This window comes from Burkholderia sp. IDO3 (assembly GCF_003366075.1).
Classification (GTDB): Bacteria; Pseudomonadota; Gammaproteobacteria; order Burkholderiales; family Burkholderiaceae; genus Burkholderia; species Burkholderia anthina.
This window is the reverse complement of record NZ_CP028962.1, coordinates 1,663,128-1,686,514: the sequence shown is the minus strand read 5'-3', so window position 1 is coordinate 1,686,514 and position 23,387 is coordinate 1,663,128. Positions and strand designations below refer to the sequence as shown.

The following is a 23,387-nucleotide window of genomic DNA, read 5'->3' as shown; positions in this document are numbered from 1 at the left end:
TGACCCGTCTCCAGCGGATCGCAGCCCGTCCCATCCGACGTGCGGCGACCGACGCCCCGCAATGCCCATACCCGCGCGACGCCTCCGTTCTGGATCGATCGCCGCATCTCGCCGCCGGCCGCGGCACTTCCCGCCCTGTTCCGAACCGGTCCCGCACGCGGCGGGGCTCGTGTCCGTCGGCCGTCGAACGGGTCAAAAAATCAATCAATCATGCAGGGGGAGGTCGTTTGCAAGGAGTCTCGCATGAGCACGACCTCAAGCCTCAACCTCGAAGGCAAGCTACGACGCGATGCCGGCATCGTCGGCTTGCTGTTCGCCAGCACGACCAGCATGGTCGGGTCAGGCTGGTTGTTCGGCGCGTATCACGCATCGAGGATCGCCGGACCGCTGAGCATCGGCAGCTGGGTGCTCGGCGCGATCATCATCCTGTTGATCGCACTGTGTTTTGCCGAGCTGGCCGCGCTGTTTCCACGTAGCGGCGCGCTCGTTCACATGAGTCACGCCAGTCACGGAGAAGGACTGGGACGCATCTGGTGCTGGCTGCTGTTTCTCGCATACGTGCCCGTGCCGGCCGTCGAAGCCGAAGCGATCGTCACCTACGCGAACAACTACCTGCCGTGGTTCATCCGCCCGGGCGGCGCAGGGCTGCTCACCGCGACCGGCTTCGCGACGTGCGCCGCGCTGCTCGGCGTGATGGCGCTGCTGAACCTGATGGTCGTGCGCTGGCTGCTGAACGTGAATTCGACGATCACGTGGTGGAAGATCGGCGTGCCGCTCGTCACGATCGCCGGGCTGCTCGGCGCGAGCACGCACTGGGGCGTGATGCAGGCCGCGCCCGACAGCTACAGCCTGTCCGGCATGTTCACCGCGCTGCCGGCGGCCGGGATCGTGTTCAGCTATCTCGGCTTTCGCACGGCGATCGATCTGGGCGGCGAGAGCGCCAATCCGCGCCGCAACATCCCGCTCGCGGTGATCGGTGCGGTGCTGCTCGCGGCCGTGATTTACATCCTGCTGCAGGTCGCATTCATCTATGCGCTGTCGCCGGCCGATCTCGCGCGCGGCTGGAACCATCTGAGCTTCACCGGCGAAACCGGGCCGTTCGCGGGCCTCGCCGCCACGCTCGGGCTGGGCTGGATGGCGACGCTGCTTTACATCGACGCGTACGTGTCGCCGGGCGGAACCGGGCTGATGTACATGACGGGCGGCTCGCGCATCCTGTTCGCGGCGGGCGAGCTCGAAGCCGGCCCGCGCGCGCTGACGCGTCTGAACGGCAACCGTATTCCGTGGATGTCGGTGGTCGTGATGTGGGCGTTCGGCGTCGTGTTCCTGCTGCCGTTCCCGGCGTGGCAGCAGATGGTCAACTACATCACGTCGGTCACGGTGCTCACTTACGGGCTCGGCCCCGTCGCGCTGATGGTCCTGCGCCGCAACCTGCCCGACATGGAGCGGCAGTTCCGCATGCGCGGTGCCGGCCTGTTCGCGCCGCTCGCGTTCGTGTGCAGCGATCTCGTGATCTACTGGACCGGCTTTCGCACCAACAACTTCCTGTTCTCGCTCGTCGCGATCGGTTTCGTCGCGTATGCGATCTACCACCACGCGATCCTGCGCCGCAGCGCGCACGATTTCGGCTGGAAGCACATTGCGTGGCTGCTGCCCTGGTTCGGCGGATTATGGTTGCTGTCGTGGCTCGGCGGAATCGGCGGCGGCCTCGGCATCATGCACTTCGGCTGGGACATCCTGATCGTATCGGTGTGGAGCGTGATCGTGTACGGGCTCGCGCTGCGCGGCGCGCTCGGCCGCGACGAGACGGCCGGGATGATGGCGCGCATGGAACAGACGAGCTGACGCGAACCCGCGCGCATCCGGATCGCGCAGCGGCAGACGGCCGGGGCGGGCGGTTCGCCCCGGCGATGTCGCTGCGCTGCGGGTGACGCGTTGCGACGATGCCGCCGTTGCGGCGGCATCCGGTCAACGATAGACGAGATCGGCGCGGCGGTTCTGCGCCCACGACGCTTCGTCGTGACCGAGCGCGACCGGCTTTTCCTTGCCGAGGCTGACGGCCTCCAGCTGCGAGCCCGGCACGCCCAGCGTTTCGAGCGCGCTCATCACGGCCTGCGAACGGCGTTCGCCGAGCGCGAGGTTGTATTCGGACGTGCCGCGTTCGTCGGTGTTGCCCTGGATCAGCACGTGGCGCGCCGGATGGCTGCGCAGGTAGTTCGCGTGCGCCTGCAGCAGCGATTGGTATTCCGGCTTCACCGAGTAGTCGTCGAAATCGAAATAGACGCTGCGCTTCGCGAGCGGGCTGTTCGGATTGTCGAGATCGTCGGCCGTCACCGTGGCGACCGCCTGGCTCGAAGGCGGGGGCGTCATTCCGGCGTTCTCGGGGGTTTTCGCCGCGTGGTGGCAACCTGCCAGCAGTGCGAAGATTGCCAGGACCGCAAATCGGTTCGTTTTGCTCATTGTGCGTCTCCTGCGGTTGACTGCGTGGAAAGCGTCGTGCGTGCAAACGGCCACGTCACGTATCCGGCCGCGACTGGCGCAAAAGTGCCGGCTTTTCGTCAGCGACGCGAGCGCTTTCGTAAGCCGACGGTGCGCCATATGAAAGATTGTCGTAGCCGGAACGCCGAATGACGGCGCCGCTGCAATTAGATTAGGAAAAATGTCACAGCGTGACCAGTATCTCCGTCTATTTCGAGCGGAGGCGCGCAGGACGCGTTCTTGCTCGCGCGAGCGGCGCCGGATGCACGATCGGCGGCCGCGCCCGGGCTCGCTACGCGTTACGCGTCGCCGTGTTCGTCCCGGCCGATCACGAGTCCGGTGTGCGACGTGAACAGATAACGCGGTACGTCGAGGTTCTGCGGTGCGGGCTTGTCGCGGAACACGCGCCCCGCGAGATCGTAGGTCGAGCCGTGACACGGGCACAGGAACCCGCCGGGCCAGTCGTCGGGCAGGTTCGGCTGCGCGCCCGGCTGGAAGCGTGGAATCGGCGTGCAGCCCAGATGCGTGCAGACGCCGACAACGACCAGCAGATTACGGCGGTCGGCCCGCGCGCGGAACGGGTTGCGGCAGTAGTCGGGCAACGGCATCGAGAACGGATGCAGCGTGTCCGGATCCGCGACCATCGGCGTGGCTTTCGTGACGGCGTCGAGCATCGCCGCCGTCCGGTTGACGATGAAGACCGGTTTGCCGCGCCAGCCGACCGTCATCATCGCGCCTTCGGCCAGACCGCCGATGTCGACCGTGACCGGTGCGCCAGCCGCCAGTGCGCTCGCCGGCGGCGACATCGACTCGATGAACGGAATCGCGGTCGCGATGCAGCCGATACCGCCGGTGACGGTCGTCGCGACGAGCAACGTGCGCCGATGCGTGTCGATGGGTTCAAGCGGAAGGGAAGGCGTGTTCATGACGGGCTCCGCCATCGTCGAAAGGCGCCGCGCACAGGGTGCGCGCAGCGCACGGCAAGCATGCGCCACCGCGCCCGCATCGCGGGCGCGTCACGTTGGCTTGCCGGCTTCGCGCATGCGGATTCGCGCTCGGGGCGAACGTGCATCGCAGCGAAAAGGCCGCGCCTGCGCGCGGCCCTTTCAGCGTAGGCAGCGACGATTAAGCGAGGCTTAAAACACGGCCTTGCGCGCGAAGCGACGCCGCCGTCAAAACTTGTGCCGCAATCCCAGCGCGACGACGAGCTGGTTGCTGTTGGCGGAAGGCGTCATCGTCCAGACGGTCGCGTTGAACGCCGGATTGCCGTTGCCGCCGCTCACGCTTTGATAGACGCCTTCCAGATACGCATCCGTGCGTTTCGAGAATGCGTAGTCGGCCTGCGCGACGACATGGTTCCATTTCGGACGCGTCTGGCCCGCGCGGCTGTCGAAACGGCCCATCGTGTACGTGTACGCGGCGGCCAGGCTGAACGCCGGCGTAACGACGAAGCGGCCATCGACCGTGAAGTTGTCGAAAACCAACGATTCGCCCTTGAGCGGCGTGATGTCGCCGCCCTGCAGCACGCCGGTCACGCCGTCGGTCGTCGAGTGCGACCATGCGGCGCCGACCGAGTGCGGGCCGAACATATAGCGCCCGGCAACCGACCAGATCTGCTGGTTGCCGCCCGTGATCGTCGCGGACCCGTCGACCGTGCTGAGCGCACCGTCCGGGTTCGGCGCGTTGCGATCGCGGCTGATCTTCAGATAGCCGGCGCCGAGCTTCACCGGCCCGTTGGCATAGCCGAGCCCGGCGCTCCAGACGGCGTTGTTCGAAAACTCGCCGGCCTTGTTCGAGAACCCGAACATCGCGCCGAACGTCAGCCCGCGATAGGTCGGGCTCGTGTACTTCACCGCGTTGTTGATGCGCAGGTTGCGGTTCGAGTCGTCGTTGTCGTACGGGTGCACCGCGAGGTTGCCGCCCCAGCCGGGGCCCGCCGCGCCGAGCGGCGTCACGAACTCGAGGATCTCGTCGTACTGGCGGCCGAACGTCAGCGTGCCGGCCGCGCGCGAGCCGACGCCGATCCACGCCTGACGGCCGAACAGGTCGACGCCTTTCTGCGACAGCTTGCCGGTCGTTCCCGAGAAACCGCTTTCGAGCGCGAAGACCGCGGCCGTGCCGCCGCCGAGATCCTCGCGGCCGCGCAACCCCCAGCGCGATGCGTTCAATGCGCCGCTCGTCATCGCGACGCTGCCGCTGCCGGGCGAACCGGCGCCTTGCGTGCGCTGGTTGGTCGCGTAGGTGATCGACGTGTCGATCAGGCCGTACAGCGTGACGCTGCTTTGTGCCTGTGCGATACCGGGCATGAACGGGACGATGCAGGCGGCAATGACCGTCCCCGCGGTCTTGCCCGATGCGAGCCGGCCGCGGCGGGCGGCGTGCGTCACGGCGGTGCGGGCGGGTCGATTCGTTTTATAGGAATGCATAGGATTTTTTATCGTTGGTCCGGCGTCGATCGCCGACGGGTCGCGCCGGCGCGCTCGGCCGACGGATCGAGCGGCCATTATTGGAGATCGTGCGACGGGCGATTAAGGCGCTGCACAGGAAAGGTCCTATGCAAAATCGCGCGGAATCGGCGTGCGGCGCTGCGGTGCAGGCATGGTGGCGTGCTTTCGTTTCGGGGGATTGCCGCGAGGCATGTTGCCGGCAAGCGCGGGAAGGGCTTCCCACTGAACCGGGCGGGATCGATCAAGATGACGCTTTCGGCAACTGGTTCGCAGGGCCACTCAGGGGCCGTGGCGTCGCCGCCTGTTGCCGCACGGCTCAAGCGTATCGCCGAACGAGTGGCGATCAAAGTCAGGGCAGGGAACCCCTGCGCGGCAGCGTTTTACCCGCGTTGAACCGCCGTATCAACGGGTGCCCCCATACTGCGCAAACAACCAGTCGCGCATGGCCTCGAGCGCTTCCGGATGCACGTTCGCCTGCGGAAAGACAACGTAGAACCCGAGCGTCATCGGGAAAGAAAAATCGAACACGCGCCGCAGCCTGCCATCCGCGATATCGCGCTCGACCAGCGGCTCGCTGGTCAGCGCGATGCCTTGCCCCGCGACTGCCGCGTCGATGGCGAGCAGGGTCTGGCTGAACCGCGGCCCTTTGGTCGGATCGGCCTGAACGTTTCCGTCGAGCTTGCGGATGAATTCGGGCCACAGATCGTGGGCGTCATGCAGCAGCGCGTGTTTCGACAAGTCGGCGGGCTTCCGGATCGGCGGATTGCCATCGAGCAATTTCGGGCTGCCGACGGCGAAAATATCGAGCGGAAACAGCAGCTCGCCGGTCAACCCGGGCGGGAACGGCGGCTTGCACAGTCGAATCGCAATGTCGACGCCATCGGCCCTGAACGTCGCGAGCCGTTCGTCGGCGATGACGCGCACCTCGATGTCGGGATGCAGCCGGCTGAAGTCCGACAATCTCGGAATCAACCACTTCGACGCGAACGAAGGCGTCGTGCTGACGGTAAGAATCGTCGCGCGCCGGCCCAGCGCGTCCGTTGCGTCGGAGATGATCTGCAGCGCGCGCTGAACCGACGAGAAATACTCAAGCCCGTCGCGGGTCAGCGCGAGCCCTCGCGGCAAGCGCCGAAAGAGCTGAACGTCCACGGCGTCTTCCAGATGCCTGACCTGCTGCGCGACCGCGCCCTGGGTCACGCCGAGTTCATCGGCGGCCAGCCGGAAATTGAGGTGGCGCGCCGACGCTTCGAACGCGCGAAGCGCATTGAGCGGCGGAAACCGGCGGGTACGCAAAAGAGCCTTCATGCAGTAGAAATTCTACAGGGTGACTGGAGAAATCATCGTTCGACAATTACATTATAGAGTCCTAGAGTGCTCGTATAGATTGATGTATCGAGATCGAATACGGCGTATCGCCGACCTATCCAGGAGAACAGCATGACTGTAGAGAAAGTGGCTTTAGTGACGGCGGCGGGCAAGGGCATGGGCGCCGCGATCGCGCGGGATCTCGCCAGCAACGGCTATCGCGTCGCGCTGATGTCGCCGTCCGGCAGTGCCGTCGAACTGGCGAAGGAACTCGGCGGGTTGGGCATCGCGGGGTCGGTCACCGAAGACGCCGATATCGAGCGCTTCGTCAACGAGACGCTCGCGAAGTACGGCCGCATCGACGCGGTCGTCAACAACACCGGGCATCCGCCGAAGGGCGACTTGCTCTCACTCGAAGACAGCAAGTGGCACGAAGGGCTCGATCTGATCGTGCTCAACGTCGTGCGCGTGCTGCGCCGCGTGACGCCGGTTTTCCTGAAGCAGGGCGGCGGCGCGGTGGTCAATATTTCGAGCTTCGCGGCCGATGCGCCCGAGCAGGCCATGCCGGTGTCGTCCGCGCTGCGCTCGGCGCTCAGCTCCTTCACGCGCCTGTACGCGGATCGCTATGCGAAGGACAACATCCGCATCAATTCGGTGCTGCCGGGCTTCATCGACAGCTGGCCGGAAACGCCCGAAATCGTTGCCCGCATTCCGGTGGGCCGTTTCGGCAAGACGCAGGAGATCGCGCAAACGGTGACGTTCCTGCTGTCCGAAGGCGCCGGCTATATCACCGGGCAGAACATCCGCGTCGACGGCGGCATCGTGCGGGCGCTGTAAGTCGAACCAGCAGCGGAGCGGCGCGCGTGCTGCCCGTCGCGCCGAAATGGTTTGCGGCAGTCCGTCGCGCTCTACCGCGGCGGATGGCACGCAAAAAAGTGCGGCATCCATCCGGATGCCGCACCGAACTCAAACGCTCGCGGCGGAGCCCGCTCAGGACGACGAGCAGGGCCCGTCACGGGTATTGCCAGTTGAAGAACCCGCCAAGCCCCCGCGCTTATTTCGCGGTCGGCATGGCGAATTCCGCCCCCTTGCCGATGCTCGACGACCAGCGCTGCATGATCGACTTTTGCTTCGTATAGAAGCGCACGCCTTCTTCGCCGTATGCATGCATGTCGCCGAACAGGCTCTTCTTCCAGCCGCCGAACCCGTGCCACGCCATCGGAACGGGAATCGGCACGTTGATGCCGACCATGCCGACCTGGATGCGGCGCGCAAATTCGCGCGCGATGCCGCCGTCGCTCGTATAGCACGCGACGCCGTTGCCGAACTCGTGCGCATTGATCAGGTTCACGGCTTCGGCAAAATCCTTCACGCGCACGCATGCGAGCACCGGCCCGAAGATTTCTTCCTTGTAGATGCGCATATCGGTCGTCACGTTGTCGAACAGCGTGCCGCCGGTGAAGAAGCCTTCCTCGCGGCCGGGCACCTTCAGGCCGCGGCCGTCGACGACGAGTTTCGCGCCTTCCTGCACACCGATATCGATGTAGCCTTCGATCCGCTTCAGCGCCTCACCCGTGACGATCGGGCCCATTTCGACTTCCGGCGACATGCCGTCGCCGATGACGAGCGATTTCGCGCGCTCTGCGAGCTTCTCGACGATGCGATCGCCGATGTCGCCGACCAGCACCGCGACGCTGATCGCCATGCAGCGCTCGCCGGCCGAGCCGTAGGCGGCGCCGATCAGTCCGTCGACCGCTTGATCGAGGTTCGCGTCGGGCATCACGACCATATGGTTCTTCGCACCGCCGAGCGCCTGCGCGCGCTTGCCGTTTTGCGATGCGCGCTGGTGTACGTAGTGCGCGATCGGCGTCGAGCCGACGAAGCTGACTGCTTGCACGTCCGGATGATCGATGAGCGCGTCGACCGCGTTCTTGCCGCCCTGCACGACGTTGAAGACGCCTTTGGGCAGGCCCGCCTCGGTCAGCAAATCGGCGATGAACAGTGCCGCCGACGGATCGCGCTCGCTCGGCTTCAGCACGAACGTGTTGCCCGTTGCGAGTGCGACCGGGAACATCCAGCACGGCACCATGCACGGGAAGTTGAACGGCGTGATGCCCGCGACGACGCCCAGCGGCTGGCGCATCGTCCAGTTGTCGATGCCGGTGCTGACCTGATCGGTGAAGTCGCCCTTGAGCAGTTGCGGCACGCCGGCGGCGAATTCGATGATGTCGATGCCGCGCGCGACTTCGCCCTGCGCGTCGGAGAACACCTTGCCGTGCTCGGCGGTGATGATCGCGGCGAGCGTGTCGCGATGCTCGTTCATCAGTTGCAGGAAGCGGTGCATGACGCGCGCGCGACGGATCGGCGGCGTCTCGGACCATGCCGGGAAGGCGGCTTGTGCGGCAGCGACCGCCTGGGCGACCTCGTTGTCGTCGGCGAGCGCGACGCGGCGGGCGGCCTTGCCGGCTGCCGGATTGAATACGTCCTGGAAGCGGCCGCTTGCGCCCGGCACCCGGGCGCCGTTGATGTAGTGGCCGACGTCGTCGGACGAGGTGAAGGCGGGAACGGTGGTCATCAAGTCGTCTCCTGATCCGTGGTCCTGATTGAGAAGGCTCCAGTCTAGGCAAATGACGGCGGCGGGAGAAGCCCACTACAATTGATTCACTGTTCAGAATACTGAATAATCGAACGATGAATTCTCAAAATACCCAAGCCCTTTGGCCGCACATCCATTCCCTGACGGTGCTCGCCGTGACCGGGAGCTTTACTGCCGCGGCGCAGCGGCTCGGCATCAGCAAGGCGGCCATGAGCCAGCGCATCGCCGATCTCGAGGGGGCCGCCGGCGTGCCGCTCGTACGGCGGACAACGCGCAGCGTGCGGCTCACGGAAGCGGGGCAGACGCTCGTCGACAGCACGCGCGAGGCCTACGAGACCATCGAGATGAACTTCGCGCGCGTGAAGGATCTGGCCGGCGAGCCGCGCGGCCTCGTGCGCGTGACCATGCCGGTCGCGCTGGGCCGGCAGCAGATCGTGCCGCTGTTTCCGGCCTTCATCGAGCAGTATCCGGGGGTGCGCATCGAGCTGGAGTTGTCGGACCGGCTGTTTTCACTGTCGCAGGAAGGCTTCGACCTCGCGATTCGTCATACGACCACCGCGCCGCAGACGCACGTCGCGTGGAAGCTTTGCGAGACGCGCTCGCTGCTCGTCGCGAGCCGCGAGTATCTGGCGCGACGCGGCACGCCCGAGCATCCGAATGCGCTCGCCGAACACGACTGCCTGTGCTATTTGCGCGGCAACGAACCGACCGCATGGAGCTTCGAGCCGCGCGACCGGCGGCGCGCGCGCGTGAGCGTGCCCGTGCGCGGCTGTTTCGCGGCGAACAACAGCGAAGCGATGCGGGAGGCGGCGCTCGGCGGCCTCGGCATCGCGTTGCTGCCGGACTTCAGCGCACAGCGCGACATCGACGCGGGCCATCTCGTGCCGCTGCTCGGCGCGTGGCGTCCGTCGGGCGCATTCGGAGACCATATCTTCGCGATCCGCCCTTACAGCCCGGTCGTGCCTAGCGCAGTGCGCGCGCTGGTGGAGTATCTACGGGGCGAGTTGAGTGGCGGGTTCTCGCCTGCCATGGCGGCGCCTCGCTAACGCCGGGCCATCGCCCTGGTTCAGATTCGCGTCGTCTCGTAGTGGCCGGTGCGCATTGACGCCGATGCGCGGCGGCCTCGCGAAGCGCGCGTTATACATGGGGATGAAGGAGGGCGCGTAAGCGTTGGCGTCGGTCACCGTGCCGCCGTTCGCGCAGAACGTATCGATGGACGTCTGCGTCCTGCTGAAAATCGTGCATTCGCACTATGCAACAACCGCCTGCCGGAATGGGGAAACAAGCTCGGTGAGCGTACGCAGGAGGAATGCCTTGTCGCGCCGAATCTCCGCAATGGGCCCGCCGATGCTCAGCGTCATCTGCGGGGCGCCGCGTCTCACCGGCAGGAGCACCGCCAGCGCAGCGCCACCAGGCGTGGCGGTCCCTCGCGACATCGAGTAGCCATCCAGACGAACTCGCGCAATTTCCTCGCGCGCGGTCGCGAGGTCCAGCCGTAGCGACACATCCTGCTCCACGACGTTGGCCCGATGCAGCAGCAACTCGATTTCGCGGTCGGTTTTCGTCGTCAGCAGCATCTTGCCGGCGGCGCTGCGGAACAACGGACGCAATGCACCGGACTTGAGCGCGAACCGGCTTCGGTCATGGGCCTGCAGCACGTGCAGGTAGCGCACGAACACGCCGTCTTGCGCGCCAATCATCACGGCGTGCCCGGTGCGTTGCTGCACGTCCCCCATCAGGCGCAACAGACTCTGCGTGCTGTACATCTCCTCCTGGATCCAGCTCGTCGACAGAGCGAGCCTCAGGTTCGGGACGTACATGCGCGTTCGCTGCTCGTAGTCGAAGTAGCCCAGATCGACGAGCGATTTCATCAGCACCGACGTGCTCGACTGAGGATAGCCGAGCGACTGGCAGATTTCCTTGATGCTCGCCGGCCGCCGGACATCGGCGAAGTACTCGAGCAATTCGAGCACGCGCTGCGCGGATTTGACTGATGCCTGCTTTTCCATGAGTGTGATTTCTAATCACATATGTGATATTTCTCGTCGTTCCGAGTATAGCGCGACTACGCTCCTGTCAGCTTCAACATGAAGCTTCGAACTCCGGATGGATGCCGTGTGCATTGCGGGCAGACCTGAGGATGCAGAACACAAGACAAGGAGACATCGATGGATAGTTCGCTGGTGGACGCATCGCCCGCCGTCAAGCAATCAGCTCGCGACGGCGGCGCCGAAGAGGCGCGCGTGTGCCGGAAGGTGATGATCCGGCTCGTCCCGCTGCTGTTCGTTGCGTATCTCTTTTGCCAGCTCGACCGGCTGAACATCAGCTTCGCGCAAATCCAGATGAAGACGATGCCCGGATTTGGCGATGCCGTCTATGGGCTGGGCGCAGGGCTGTTCTTCATTGCGTACATGATTTTCGAAGTACCCAGCGGGCTGCTCTTGCAGCGCATCGGCATACGGAAAACGCTGTGCCGGATCATGGTCGGCTGGGGGCTCGTATCCGTCCTCACGGCGCTGGTCCGTACGCCGGCCCAGTTCTACCTGGCGCGGTTGCTGCTGGGCGCATGCGAGGCCGGTTTCTTCCCCGGCGTCGTGTACTACTTCAGCACGTGGCTGCCGGTCGCATATCGCGGGCGCGTGATCGGCATCTTCATGTCGGCGGCCGTGCTCGCGGGCGTGTTCGGAGGTCCGTTGGCGGGTTTCCTGATGGACGGCATGCACGGCGCCCAGGGGTTGGCAGGCTGGCAGTGGCTGCTGATCGTCGAGGGGGTGCCGAGCATCGCGCTCGGCATCGTCGTACTCCTGCGCATCGATGACAAGCCGGCTGACGCCGGATGGCTGAGCAGGGCGGAGCTGGCCACACTCGAAGAAGCGATTGCCGCGCATCGCAGCGAAGGTGCACGGCATCACCGGGGCATCGGCGAGGTAGTGCGCGACCCTTACGTGTACCGGCTGGCCGGCATCTATTTCCTGACGACGATGCCGGCGTATGGGCTGGGTTTCTGGACGCCGCAGATCATTCAGTCCTTCGGCGTGACGAGCGCGCTACACGTCGGACTGTATGCGGCGATTCCATCGGCGGCGGCATTCGTGAGCATGATCCTGCTGTCGCGGCATTCCGACCGGAAGCTGGAGCGACGCTGGCACTACGCGCTCCCGGCGTTCGTCGGCGCAGCGGCGCTGGTCGTCGCGGCGTCGCGCGGCCTGCCCATTCCCGTCGCGCTGGGCGCGCTGTCCGTCGCGTATGCCGGCCTGTTGAGCGTCGTGCCGGTGTTCTGGCCGGTTCCCACGTCGTATCTGGGAGCGGGCGCTGCCGCCAGCGGCATCGCGTTCATCAACACGCTCGGCGTGTGCTCCGGATTCGTCGCGCCGGTCATGTTCGGCTTCATGCGCGAAGCGACCGGCAGCCTGGCGGGCGGGCTGCTGGTGCTGGCCGCATGCGCATGCGCCGCGGGCAGCGCGATGCTCGCCGGCGTGAAGAAGACCTTGGCCTAGCTTGCGTCGTATGACGCCTGCTTCGTTTCATCCATCGACCGGACCTGAATCATGACCGACACACACGACCCGGAACGCATCCGCCACGCCGGAACGACGCCGATCCTGAGCTATCACGGCACGGATCGGGCCGAGCTGACGCTCAATCGTCCCGCTTTTCACAACCGCCTGGAGCCCGGCGATCTCGCGACGCTGCGCGAACACATTGCGATGCTGAACGACGATCGCGCAGTGCGCGTTGTCATGCTGACCGGCAGCGGAACCAGCACGTTTTCGTCCGGCTACCACCTTGGCGCGTTCGACGCTGCGCGCACAGATGACGACACCGCGTTCGAGCAAGTCGCGAATGCGATCGAAGGCATGCGCGCGGCGACGATCGCGCGCGTGAACGGCGCAGTGTACGGCGGGGCGAGCGATCTCGCGCTGGCATGCGATTTTCGTATCGGCACACACGACACCCGGATGTCGGTGCCGGCCGCGCGGCTGGGCCTGCATTTCTATGGAAGCGGTATCCGGCGCTGGGTGTCCCGCGTCGGCGTGAACGCAACGAAGCGTGCATTCCTCGCCGCGCAGACGTTTTCGTCGCACGAACTCGTCGCCTGCGGCTTCCTCACGCAGGCCGTCGAAGCAACGGAACTGGATGCCGAGTGCAGGGCGCTCATCGACCGGCTGTGCGCGCTGGCACCGCTGGCGGTGCAAGGCATGAAGCGAATCATCAACGCGGCGGCAAATGCCGAGTACGACGAGCGGGCAGCACGAGAGCAGTGTCTCGACAGCATGCGGTCGACGGATTTCGCCGAAGGTCTGGCGGCCCTGGCGGCCAAACGGCCGCCGGTTTTCACGGGAGCGTAACGGGTAATCATGATGCGAAACACGGAACCGATCGGACATTTGCCACTTGCTGGCGTGAAGGTCATCGAGCTTGCGCAGATCATGGCCGGGCCCACGTGCGGCGTGATGCTTGCCGACCTGGGCGCCGACGTTTACAAAATCGAGAAATTCCCCGCGGGCGACGATGCGCGCTCCTATAGGCGCGGCAGCGAAGGCGGGCTACCTCCGTCGTTCATGATGCTCAACCGGGGGAAGCATTCGGTCGGACTCGATCTGAAGAGCACCGATGGTCGCGCCGTTCTGTTGCGGCTGATCGCGCGCGCCGACGTGGTGACCGAGAACTTCCGGGTCGGCGTCATGGAGCGACTCGATCTCGGCTATGACACGTTGCGCGCAATCAATCCGGCGCTCATCTACTGCGCGATCTCCGGCTACGGCAGGCAAGGTCCGCTTGCTGACAGGGGCGGCTTCGATCTGATCCTGCAGGCGTTCAGCGGGTTGATCAGCGTTACCGGGGAGCCGGGTCGCCCGCCCGTCAAGCCAGGTGTCTCGATCGCGGACGTCAACGCCGGCATTCTCGCCGCCTTCGGCATCCTGGCAGCCTATGTGCACCGGCTGAAGACCGGCATCGGACAGCGCGTGGACACCTCGCTACTGCAGGCGTCGCTGCAGCAGTTGTACTGGTATGCGGCAGCGTACTTCGCGACGGGCGCTGTCGGCAAACCATCGGGAACGGCCCATCCGCTGATCGCGCCGTACCAGGTATATCGATGCGCCGACGGCGACATCGCCGTGGGCGGCGCCAACCAGACGAACTGGGCGCGCATCACGGAACTGCTGGGGCATCCGGAGTGGATGGCCGATTCCCGCTTCGAATCTCCCCAGCAACGACTCCGCCATCGCGGCGAGTTGGAGACCCTCATCAACGCCGTACTCGCCGACGCCAGCGTCGATCACTGGGTCGCGCGGTTCGATCGGATGGGCATACCGGCCGGCCCGGTTCAGAGTATCGCGCAGGCGCTGGAGCACGAACAATCGCGCATGGTCGGCATGGTGCGGGAAGTCGACGCGCCGGGCGGCGGCACGACGCGCACGCTCGGCTTGCCGGTGCTGCTGGGCGGACATTCGCACGTGGCGTCGCGCGCAGCGCCTCGGGTCGGCGCCGATACGGAATCCGTACTGCGCGATTTCGGATTCCGCGCCGACGAGATCCAGCGCCTCATTGATAAAAAGGTGGTGTTCCAGTGCGAGCCGGACACTCGCGCGTCAATTGATTAGGTATTCGAATCAATAAAGCAATCGTATCAGAAATGGCCGGCCAACGAACCGGACCGATAACGCAGAACGAGGAGACGAGATGAACAAGTACGCGATGGCGGCACTGCCGCTGGCGCTGCTCGGCGGTATGGCGCATGCGCAATCGTCGGTGACGCTGTATGGCGCCGTTGACAGCGGCATACTCTATCAGAGCACCTCCGCTGCGACGCTCGCGACGAACGCGCGCGGTACCGGGAAGATCTTCCGCTTCCAGGATGCAGGCATCTATTCGAGCGGGTGGGGGATCAAGGGAACGGAGGACCTGGGTGGCGGCTACCGCGCACTGTTCCAGCTACAGGGGTCGTTTAGCAGCGGCACGGGAAAATCGAGCATCAACTCGACGCCGGGGCAGTCGGCGATCTTCAATCAGGTCGCGGCCATTGGGTTGTCGGGGCCGTTCGGCGCGCTGACGGCCGGCCGCCAGATCGTTCCGCTATTCAGGGCGATGGAAGCCACCGACGTGCGCGGCGCGCAGTACTTCGGCAGCATCTTCACGGCACTGCTCGGACTGAATCAGGCCGCGGGCTGGCCCGGCACCAATACGAACGCGCAGATCGGGGCGGTCTACGACGACAATGCGCTGGTATATCAGTCGCCAGCTTATCGCGGGTTTTCGTTCGCGGCGGAGTATGCGCCGGGCGGTGTTGCAGGCCACTTTCAGGGCGGCACGCGCGAATCGGTCGTGATGAAGTACGCAGGCTACGGGCTGGTGTTCGCGGCTGCGTATTACAACGGACACGACACGAATCCGTATCCCGCTGCGTATGGCGTCGTGCCTGGCGTGAATCCCGCCCAGGAAACCGGCGTCGACAACAATCGATTTGTCTACGTCGGCGCACGCTATACCACGCTGGGTGGCATATCCGTGTCGGCATCCTATGCGAATGCCAGGAATCCGGCCCACGCGGAGCGAACCAACTACGATCTTTTCTCCGCGGGGCTGGGCTATAGACTCTCGGCGGCGCTCACGCTCACGAGCGGCCTTTACTATTTGCGCAGCCGCAACGATGCCGCGCCGTACGCGGGCAGTTCGACCGAAATCGCGGTCGGCGCCGACTATCGTCTGTCTGCCCGGACTGAGATCTATGCGCAGGTCGGGCACGTCAACAACAAAGGCGCGATGAACCAGCCGGTCGCGTATGGGCAGCCGGTCGAACCGGGCGCCCAAACGACGGCGGCGATGATCGGTGTCAGGCATAAATTTTGATCAATTGGATGAGCCTATCGGTCAGCGTGCCAGCAGTCAAAAACACGACATCTGTAAATAGCCAGGACACGACATTTCTAAAAAGCTACTACAACCGTTGTCATACCCGGATTCAGATGTCCACCTTCCAGCCATTTAAAAATGTCCGGTTTTAAGCTTGGTTTTGCTGCGTCTTTTTCCTCGTTTTGACCGTTACGCAGTGTCGAAGGTCGGCGCCTGAACGGGCAGGGCGCTCACGCTTGTTTCTCCAGCTTTTGCAGACCGACGACCAGGTTTGCCCGCTGGCTTTGCGGTTTGCCGACGTTGCGCCAGCTCCACGATCACATGCTCGACGTCGGCCTGCGTGATCTCGCGTTGCTTCTTTTTGCCCGCTTGGGGTTCGTTTCGGTCGGTCCGGGTTGAGTCGCCACGATGCGTTCGAGACGGGGCTTTACCGATTCGACTGTTATCGCGTTGCGCCTGCAGCGCTTGGGCGACCTGTAGCACATGGCTCAAACGCTTGTGCTCAACGACGGCACCTTGATCGATTTCGGCCAGGCGGTCGTATTGCCTGCAGCGCAACACACGATCGTCAGCCCGAATCTCGATCCGCCCATCCGGGTACTCCCATACCTCGATCTGACGGTCGATCAACTTCCGGTTCTCCGGCGTGTCGTCCAGCAAATACATCACCCGGTCGTACTGAACCGTGAGCGACTTCGTCACTTTCCGCGGCTCGCGCCACGTCAGCGCCCGGTCCAGACTCTCGTCGGCCCGCAACGGCCGGTGCGCATTGAAGTCGCTCTTTGGCGGCTTCGCGAAGCGCGTGTTGTAGGTGGCCATGAAGGAGGGCGCGTAAGCGTTGGCGTCGGCCACCGTGTTGATGCCGCGCAATCGCATCTCCTTGACCAATCGATCCTGCAACGTCAAGTGCGCTCGCTCCACGCGCCCCTTGGCCGAGCTGCTGTTCGCGCAGAACGTGTCGATGTTCAGCTCGTACATCGCCCGGCCAAACGGCGTCACGCGATTGCCAGTCTTGCCCGGCTTCACGTTGCGGAACACGCTGGCCTTGTCGCTGTAGAACGCTCCCGGCTTGCCATGGCGTTCGATATACGTCCGCGTTGCCTCGAAGTAGCTGAAGGTCGATTCGGTCTGCGTGAAGTGCAGCATCATCAACCGGCTCGTCGCGTCGTCCACATACACCAGCAGCGTGCAGGCCGGCGCACGGTCCTCGAACCATCGATGGTCGCTGCCGTCGATCTGGATCAGTTCGCCCAGGCAGGCCCGGCGCGCTCGCGGCTGGTAGACTTTCGGCGGTCGTTGCCGGCGCGGAATCCAGAGCCCGGCGTCCGTCATCAGCTTCCTGACCGTTTCCTTGGCCAGCCGAATGCCGTGGCACTCCCAGAGCTTCTCGCAGGCCAGCGTCGGCCCGAAATCGGCGTAGCGATCCCGGATGATCGACAGCGCCCGGTCGGCGGCTCCCGGGTCGAGGCGGCGGTTGCCGGGCTTCGCTCGGTGTCCTGACACCAAACCTGCCGGACCGTGCTCACGCAGCTGAGCGACCAGCCGGCGAACCTGCCGGGTCGTCAACTCCAGCCGTTCGGCCGCACGCCATGGCTTGAGCTTGCCGTCCGCCACGTCCTGAATGACCTTGAATCGGTCCAGCTCGCGCATCGTCATCGTGATCCGCTCCGTTGCAGCCATCGCAGCCTCCGGCGCCGGACACCCGCCGGCGGCCGAACAGCTTACGCGGCCCGAAAGCGGACATTTCAATCTAGCCACTACAAACGTTTCGGTTGATAATTCACGTTATGTAAAATCAAATCAGGAAGTCCACAGGGATGGCGATAATCATGGCGGCGCCCAGCCATTGCTCTTGGGTGCGTTGGCTACCGTGCCCGACGGCAAATATCCGTATTGCTCCCATTCCTCCGCCGTCCTCGTATGGACCGGGATTTCGCCAATTTCGACAAGGCCGTGGCGAGTTACGATGACTCCGTGCCGTTCGCCGAACCAATTGTCCATCTGATTTTCCCACGCGTCCTGCAAGCCAAGGAGTTCAGGCTCTCCGGAATGCTTGCTCGTGACGTGCCCGGCTTCGATGGTCGGCCCGTGCGCCCAGTCGACGAGATCTTCATGCTTGCGCGAAGGTGGACGCGTGAAGGCTTTGATGGTGTTTCCGGCGGCGTCTTTTCCCAGTAGAAAGCGCAACGGATGGTTGGCGTCTGCCCAGATTTTGTCCAGCGCCCACTTTCTGAATTCGCTTTTGCAATCCGTCCCGTGCGGATCGATCCACGAGTACGGATTGGGCGCGTACATGTACGGATTGCGCCCGCCTTTGAGGCCGATCGGATCCTGGCTGATGAAGTTCCCGGTTACGGGATCAAAGTAGCGATGTCGGTTGTAATGCAGGCCCGACTCATCGTCGAAGTATTGCCCCTGCAGCCTGAGGGGCTGTTTCATGACTTGCGGGAGCCCGGAGATTTCCGTCGCGGCGCCTGTCGGGCCATAAGACGCCTCCCAAACGACGTTGCCTTGGGAATCGTGCATTCGCACCGGCGCGCCGTTCGGATCATTCTGGAAGAAATACGGTACGCCGGGGCGTGGCGGCGAACGTGTGGCCGATTCCGATGCCTTTTTTTCCGCCAGTTCGGTATGTATCGTCGCATGCGGCCGGAATGTTCCAGGGTAATACACCCATTCACGGGCGCATCCCGGCACGAATATCGGTATTGACGCGTTGTCGGTTTGACGGTTGCGGCCGCTTCCGACGGCCGTCGTATAGTCATATTCGCCCGCGAGCGTATTGCGATCCCAGAAGAAACGGCTGATGCGAGACGGCGATATCGAATGTTCGCCGCCCGCCGATTCCGTATCCACAATCTTGCGCACGCGTCGTCCGAATGGATCGTATTCGTAGCGCGTATGGATGCGGCCGTGCCCGCCTGCAGCGCCCGGAACGTCGAGTCGTATGGCTACCGTCTCTTCCAGTTGTCCTGTCGCATCCCAACGCAGTGTCAAATCCTGCCTGGCGTCGTGCCGCCGTCTCAGGTTTCCTGCGCGGTCGTATTCGTGGTGCTGTCCGTCGTAGGTGCCCTCGCGCACCCAGATCCCCGTCAGCGCCGGATTCATTTCGTCTACGGTGCGGCGTTCGCGAACTCGCGTTTTCAGCAGATCGCCGGCGGGATCGTGCATCAAACGGCCGAGATGTCCGGCAGGATCGAGATGTCCGGTAAGGCGGCCCAGCCGGTCGTAGTGAAAGTGCTCGGCATAGCCGCGCGCGTCGCGTTTTTCGACCAGTTCGCCGTTCGAATCGTACAAGTACTCGCTTGTGAACAGCATGGTCTTACCGGTCGAGATCAGCAGGGCCTGCGAGGCGAGGCGGCCGTCGGCTTCATATGACAGTTCGCGTTGCAAGCCGGTCCCGACGTGCTCGGTTCGAGCGTGACCGAGCGGATCCCGGTCGATGACGGTCGGCGCGGCATCGTCGATCTGGACTGACGTCATCGCATTCAGCGTGTCGTACGTATAGCGAACGGCATGCTCGATGATCTCGCTGCCGGCAACAAGCCGAGTTGCGCGCTCGATTCGGTTTCCTGAAATATCGTATGCGCTGATAATCGTGAAGGCGCTGCCCTGCTCTACGTCAAATTGGCTTTCCACGATCACCCTGCCGTCTGCGTCGTACTCGAATTCGACCCGACTGAAAGGATTTTGCGCGAGCACCAGATCGCCATGCTGATTGTAAGAAAAATGGTCGATGCGTACGCTGTTATCGCGCGTCGAGTCGGCCATTCGCTTGTGGACGAGGCGCCCGGATAGATCGTAGTCGTATTCGATCGTTTGCCCGAGCGGATCGATGCTGTGAAGCAGCTCGCCCGCCGAGCCATACCGGTAACGACGCGTTTGCCCCCAATAGTCCGTTTCTTCGACTATGCGTCCCAGAGGATCGCGTACGAGCTGATACAGTTCGCCGCGCTCATTGACGACCCCGATCAACTGCTGCTCGGTATCGTACCGATACTCCACTTGACTCCCGTCCGGTGCAAGCCGTTTGCACATCTGGCCCAATGCGGAATATTCCATTTGCGTAATCTGGCCGTTGGGGTCGCGATAGCGCGTCAGGTTGCCGTCGGCGTCATATCCGAAATGGATTTCCTTTTCCCCGGGTTCGATCGCTCGCGTCAGGTTGCCGTTACGGTCGTATTCGTAGCGGCTGACCTGATTCAGTGCGTTGATTTTCCGCGTGAGGTTGGCTCGTGCGTCATAGGCATACGTCGTGCGATGGCCAAGCGCATCGATGACCTCGATCAGGTTCCCGTCGTTGTCGTAGGAAAAGTGCATCGTCGCACCACGCGGATCCGTATGCGATATCAACTGCCCATGCGCATCATGAACGTATCGCGAGCTTGCCCCCGCAGGTGAAGTCTGGGCGATCAGCTTGCCGCACTCATCCCATGTGTACCGCCATTGCCGTCCACCCGAATGCGTCATGGACACGGGCCTTTGATTCCTGTCGTAGGCCGCGCGCACGATGCTCCCGTCAGCCCGCGCACTCGCCAGCAGATTGCCGCATGTGTCGTACTCCCATGTGGTGGCATGTGCAGCGGGATCGACGCTTTTGCTGGTGCGCCGTCGCCCATCGTACCCGTAGCTCGTTACGCCTCCGAGAGAATCGATTCTCGCGACGGGCAAGCCGCGCTCGTTCGCCTGCAGGATGGTTACGTGTCCCCTGGAGTCGGTGATTCGCGTCTCATGATGCGCGATATCGTAGTCGAAACGGTAATCGAAAAGCCCTTTGTCGCCCCACGCATGATCGACACGCCATACTCCGTCGTCGTGATGCCGATGACCGTAGTAGAACGAGACGCCTGAGGCACTCGTGTGGCACACCATCCGATGCCCTTCCGCGTAAGCGAATCGATGCGGCTGGCCCAAGGCATCGAGCGCGGCGACCATATTGCCGTTGCGATCGTGTTCGTAACCGACCAGCTGATGGGCGCTACCGTTGGCGTCGATCAATATCAGCGCGGTGAGCCAATTCGCGTGCGTCCGGACGCTGCTTGCCATGGCCGCTTCACACCGGATCGCTCGTCCACTTGGTCCGTTACGCATCCACTCGAGCAAGCGCGTGAGCGCGCCGTCCGGTCCACGTTCGAACACCCAGCCGTTGCCGTCGAGGTCGGCCATCTTGTCGAGGGGCAGCGTCAACACGGCATCTCCCGCGGACATCGCCATCGTGCGCTGCCAGTTCGCGGGCAATGCGAACTCGTATTCGATTCCTGCGCGCGTTCTCACGACGAGCCACCTGTCTCGCTGATATAGCGCGTATCCGTACTGCCAATCATAGACGCGCGCAGGCCAACCGGCGGCATCCGGCAGCGCATCGAACGCCGTCGCACGATCCGGAAAGCATGCGGCAACGCCGGTCGCATCGATGTGATGCATCAGTTCGAGTCGAATATCGGCGGGTGTTTGCCAGCCGACGCCAATGACCCCTTGCCGCATATCGTGACTGGCGTAGTAGCGGTTCCAGACAAGCGGTAACCGTCCCGCGATCGTGAAGTCGTGCTGTTGGACGATCACCTCGCCGGTAATCGAATCAACAGGCTCTGCATCCAGCACCTTGCACTTGAGAAACCCCGGCTTCAGATGCAGCTTGTCCGCCAGCGTCTTCGCCCACTTCGATCCGCGAAACGCCTTGAACAACCCCTTCGCCAGCGCAGCCATGTTGACGATCGGCGGCCCGCCCACCAGTACGGGGCGTCCGGTCGGAACCGGCAGCATGAACGACGTCGGCAGCGACAGATGCTCGCGCTTCGTATGTGCGCCGTTGTGCGTCGGCGGCTCCAGCCCGACCGCCCAGCAACTCATCGCCGGCAGCGCCAGGAAGGCCATCGGATCGTTGTTCGCGAGCACGGTCTTGCTGCCCATGTACGCTTCCGCGTCGTTCGACGGATCCGGGTCGGGCGGCGCGAACGATTCGCCCAGCGGAAAATGCAGCGACGGCACGTGAAATGCGTGTGTGCCGGCCGTCGCGCGCAGCATTCCGTTCACGAAGATCGGCCTGCCTGCGATGCTGCCCATCCCGACGCCGGCGCCTGCCGCATTCGCGATGTCGGCGGCCACTGCCGCACCCTTCAGCGCCTGCGCGACGGTCGGATCGCTTGCCAGCTTTTTGGCTTCGTTGGAGACCGAGTTGACTGCGTCGTCGAGTTTCTTCGCGTCGTCCGGATGATCCTGGAGATACTCGACCGCCTTTTCCTCGATGATCGTGAAGGCGATTGCGCCGATGACGCCCAGCGCGGCGTTCACGTACTCGCGCAAGTCCAGCATGAACCCGACATGGGGATGCGGCAGAAACACGGGTGTCGGGCTGGGTGCGACCAATACCGAATGCAAGTCGACGCCGACGACCGGATCCAGATGTTTGACCGCGGGCAATCCCATGGGCGTCTCCGTTCACCGGCCGCCGCGCAACGCGGCGACTTTCTCGCTGAGTGCGGCCCGGTGCCGGTCGAACGCGCCGACTTGCGACACCATCCATTCGACGACGAGCTGCAGGTTGCTGTTGACGCGCGTCGCGTCATCGAGCATCAATCCGGCGTCGAGCGCGTTGAAGCCGGCTTCCAGCGCGTGCTCCCGCTCCCCTGCCCGCTCCCAGCACACGGCGCTCATGCGCCACGCCTCGACGGTCATCAGTGCATCGTGCGCGGCTGTCGTCGAAGCCGCCGCCTGCTCGTAGCAATAGGCGGCTCGAGCATGATCCTTGTGCGTCAGATATACGCTCGCCTCGCCAAACAGGGCGTTCGCGACGAGCTTGTGTCCGGCTGGATGGCTTGCCTCGACCGCGCGCATGCCGCTGCCGGCGGCACGCCGGTACGCATCGATCGCATGCTCGCGATCACGCCATTTCAAATAGGCCGCACCTGCGATCAAGTGCACGACGACGCATTGGTCGAACCACTTCTCGCCTTCGGCCACCTTCAGCGCCGCGGCGCGGAGTTCCTCGAGGCGGGCGGGACTGCCGTTTTCGATCGTCTCGCTCAACGTGACAAAAAGCCGTCGGAATTCGCCGCTTGCGCCACGCTCACCCGACTCGGCCAGCAGTTCGCGCGGCACGCTGGCCATCGAATATCGACCATGCACGATGCAGACGAGAGTCGGATGATGCTGAATCAATTGTGCGAACGGATCGATGTTCGTCCGGGGCACGACGAAGCGCAAACGCTCGCCGAGTCGCGGCGACGCGACGAGAGTCGACATCAGGCGATCGATCCACCGTACCCACGCGGTTTCATCATCGACGCGGGCTGGCTCGAGCACGAAAACCAGCGCGGGGAACACGTCCGGGTGATGCTCGATCAGACTGGCTGCTACCGTCAGCATATATCGCACCGGATCGCCACCCTCGAAGAACGGCGGCTGCCAGTCGGTGCGTATCCCGTGCGTGCTAGATGCGTCACGGCGGCTATCGTAAAAGGCAATCAGTTCGTCGGTCAGCGCCTGTGCATAGCCGGCCTGGTTTGCGAACGCCGCACGCATCGTTCTCACCGCACACGACGTATCGTCCTGTGCCTGAAAGTACAGCCGCACGAGCGGCGCGTCCGCTTCATCGGTATGCCAGACCATCAACCGTGCGGTCTTGTTCTTCGCGAAACTCATCCAGTCCGAATGCGCATCCATGAACCTGCGCTCCACCGGATTGGTCGGCTGCCAGTGCTGCATTC

Annotated in this window: 16 protein-coding genes; 7 read left to right on the top strand and 9 right to left on the bottom strand. The window is 64.0% G+C overall.

All coding sequences use genetic code 11. The features are described 5' to 3' along the window. Positions 1-243 precede the first annotated feature (243 nt). Positions 244-1,845, top strand: coding sequence for an APC family permease (locus tag DCN14_RS07735; protein ID WP_096499408.1), 1,602 nt, complete (start codon positions 244-246; stop codon positions 1,843-1,845). A 123-nt stretch (positions 1,846-1,968) separates the two neighbouring features. On the opposite strand, the gene pal is transcribed toward DCN14_RS07735, so the two are convergent. The 4 genes from pal to gcvA all read right to left on the bottom strand — a co-directional run bounded on the left by pal (position 1,969) and on the right by gcvA (position 6,230). Beyond that, a complete protein-coding gene (gene pal / locus DCN14_RS07730) occupies positions 1,969-2,460 on the bottom strand; it encodes a peptidoglycan-associated lipoprotein Pal (protein WP_096499406.1) in 492 nt (163 codons plus the stop codon). 317 nt (positions 2,461-2,777) lie between these two features. Next, positions 2,778-3,404 carry a ubiquinol-cytochrome c reductase iron-sulfur subunit gene (petA, locus tag DCN14_RS07725; RefSeq protein WP_096499404.1) on the bottom strand — a complete coding sequence of 209 codons (627 nt, stop codon included), beginning with the start codon at positions 3,402-3,404 and terminating at the stop codon, positions 2,778-2,780. 246 nt (positions 3,405-3,650) lie between these two features. Then, entirely contained in the window at positions 3,651-4,904 is a 1,254-nt protein-coding gene (locus tag DCN14_RS07720) for a porin (RefSeq protein ID WP_096499402.1), read from the bottom strand. A gap of 423 nt (positions 4,905-5,327) precedes the next feature. Beyond that, positions 5,328-6,230: a transcriptional regulator GcvA gene (gene gcvA, locus DCN14_RS07715; RefSeq protein ID WP_096499400.1), complete on the bottom strand. Its 903-nt coding sequence runs from the start codon at positions 6,228-6,230 to the stop codon at positions 5,328-5,330. Between the two features lie 132 nt (positions 6,231-6,362). Here gcvA and DCN14_RS07710 point away from each other — a divergent pair, with 132 nt between their 5' ends. After that, a complete protein-coding gene (locus DCN14_RS07710) occupies positions 6,363-7,067 on the top strand; it encodes an SDR family oxidoreductase (RefSeq protein WP_096499398.1) in 705 nt (234 codons plus the stop codon). A gap of 217 nt (positions 7,068-7,284) precedes the next feature. Here DCN14_RS07710 and DCN14_RS07705 read toward each other — a convergent pair whose 3' ends face one another. Then, positions 7,285-8,805 (bottom strand): CoA-acylating methylmalonate-semialdehyde dehydrogenase, encoded by a 1,521-nt coding sequence (locus tag DCN14_RS07705; protein ID WP_096499396.1) that lies wholly within the window; start codon positions 8,803-8,805, stop codon positions 7,285-7,287. 116 nt (positions 8,806-8,921) lie between these two features. On the opposite strand from DCN14_RS07705, the gene DCN14_RS07700 reads away from it, so the two are divergent. Then, entirely contained in the window at positions 8,922-9,872 is a 951-nt protein-coding gene (locus DCN14_RS07700) for a LysR family transcriptional regulator (RefSeq protein WP_096499394.1), read from the top strand. Between the two features lie 204 nt (positions 9,873-10,076). Here the strand turns inward: DCN14_RS07700 and DCN14_RS07695 are convergent, their stop codons facing one another. Further along, entirely contained in the window at positions 10,077-10,835 is a 759-nt protein-coding gene (locus DCN14_RS07695) for an IclR family transcriptional regulator C-terminal domain-containing protein (protein ID WP_096499390.1), read from the bottom strand. Between the two features lie 159 nt (positions 10,836-10,994). On the opposite strand from DCN14_RS07695, the gene DCN14_RS07690 reads away from it, so the two are divergent. From DCN14_RS07690 to DCN14_RS07675, 4 genes are all read left to right on the top strand, one after another. Then, positions 10,995-12,323: an MFS transporter gene (locus DCN14_RS07690; protein WP_096499388.1), complete on the top strand. Its 1,329-nt coding sequence runs from the start codon at positions 10,995-10,997 to the stop codon at positions 12,321-12,323. Positions 12,324-12,374: 51 nt separating this feature from the next. After that, a complete protein-coding gene (locus DCN14_RS07685) occupies positions 12,375-13,175 on the top strand; it encodes an enoyl-CoA hydratase/isomerase family protein (protein ID WP_096499386.1) in 801 nt (266 codons plus the stop codon). A gap of 9 nt (positions 13,176-13,184) precedes the next feature. Then, the gene (locus tag DCN14_RS07680; RefSeq protein WP_096499384.1) at positions 13,185-14,432 is read left to right on the top strand and encodes a CoA transferase; all 1,248 of its coding nucleotides are present in this window, start codon (positions 13,185-13,187) and stop codon (positions 14,430-14,432) included. Between the two features lie 79 nt (positions 14,433-14,511). Continuing rightward, on the top strand, positions 14,512-15,678 hold the full coding sequence (locus DCN14_RS07675) for a porin (RefSeq protein ID WP_096499382.1): 1,167 nt from the start codon (positions 14,512-14,514) through the stop codon (positions 15,676-15,678). A 192-nt stretch (positions 15,679-15,870) separates the two neighbouring features. Here DCN14_RS07675 and DCN14_RS07670 read toward each other — a convergent pair whose 3' ends face one another. The 3 genes from DCN14_RS07670 to DCN14_RS07660 form a co-directional block, all read right to left on the bottom strand. After that, positions 15,871-17,361, bottom strand: a complete 1,491-nt coding sequence (locus tag DCN14_RS07670; protein WP_096499380.1) for an ISNCY family transposase — start codon at positions 17,359-17,361, stop codon at positions 15,871-15,873. A 147-nt stretch (positions 17,362-17,508) separates the two neighbouring features. Beyond that, a complete protein-coding gene (locus DCN14_RS07665; RefSeq protein ID WP_096499378.1) occupies positions 17,509-22,107 on the bottom strand; it encodes an RHS repeat-associated core domain-containing protein in 4,599 nt (1,532 codons plus the stop codon). Between the two features lie 12 nt (positions 22,108-22,119). Next, positions 22,120-23,385, bottom strand: coding sequence for a hypothetical protein (locus DCN14_RS07660; RefSeq protein ID WP_096499376.1), 1,266 nt, complete (start codon positions 23,383-23,385; stop codon positions 22,120-22,122). Positions 23,386-23,387 lie beyond the last annotated feature (2 nt).

Bases quoted from the DNA above. Each gene is read 5' to 3' on its own strand.
- DCN14_RS07735 (WP_096499408.1), top strand. From the start codon at position 244: ATGAGCACGACCTCAAGCCTCAACCTCGAAGGCAAGCTACGACGCGAT.
- pal (WP_096499406.1), bottom strand. From the start codon at position 2,460: ATGAGCAAAACGAACCGATTTGCGGTCCTGGCAATCTTCGCACTGCTG.
- petA (WP_096499404.1), bottom strand. From the start codon at position 3,404: ATGAACACGCCTTCCCTTCCGCTTGAACCCATCGACACGCATCGGCGC.
- DCN14_RS07720 (WP_096499402.1), bottom strand. From the start codon at position 4,904: ATGCATTCCTATAAAACGAATCGACCCGCCCGCACCGCCGTGACGCAC.
- gcvA (WP_096499400.1), bottom strand. From the start codon at position 6,230: ATGAAGGCTCTTTTGCGTACCCGCCGGTTTCCGCCGCTCAATGCGCTT.
- DCN14_RS07710 (WP_096499398.1), top strand. From the start codon at position 6,363: ATGACTGTAGAGAAAGTGGCTTTAGTGACGGCGGCGGGCAAGGGCATG.
- DCN14_RS07705 (WP_096499396.1), bottom strand. From the start codon at position 8,805: ATGACCACCGTTCCCGCCTTCACCTCGTCCGACGACGTCGGCCACTAC.
- DCN14_RS07700 (WP_096499394.1), top strand. From the start codon at position 8,922: ATGAATTCTCAAAATACCCAAGCCCTTTGGCCGCACATCCATTCCCTG.
- DCN14_RS07695 (WP_096499390.1), bottom strand. From the start codon at position 10,835: ATGGAAAAGCAGGCATCAGTCAAATCCGCGCAGCGCGTGCTCGAATTG.
- DCN14_RS07690 (WP_096499388.1), top strand. From the start codon at position 10,995: ATGGATAGTTCGCTGGTGGACGCATCGCCCGCCGTCAAGCAATCAGCT.
- DCN14_RS07685 (WP_096499386.1), top strand. From the start codon at position 12,375: ATGACCGACACACACGACCCGGAACGCATCCGCCACGCCGGAACGACG.
- DCN14_RS07680 (WP_096499384.1), top strand. From the start codon at position 13,185: ATGATGCGAAACACGGAACCGATCGGACATTTGCCACTTGCTGGCGTG.
- DCN14_RS07675 (WP_096499382.1), top strand. From the start codon at position 14,512: ATGAACAAGTACGCGATGGCGGCACTGCCGCTGGCGCTGCTCGGCGGT.
- DCN14_RS07670 (WP_096499380.1), bottom strand. From the start codon at position 17,361: ATGGCTGCAACGGAGCGGATCACGATGACGATGCGCGAGCTGGACCGA.
- DCN14_RS07665 (WP_096499378.1), bottom strand. From the start codon at position 22,107: ATGGGATTGCCCGCGGTCAAACATCTGGATCCGGTCGTCGGCGTCGAC.
- DCN14_RS07660 (WP_096499376.1), bottom strand. From the start codon at position 23,385: ATGCAGCACTGGCAGCCGACCAATCCGGTGGAGCGCAGGTTCATGGAT.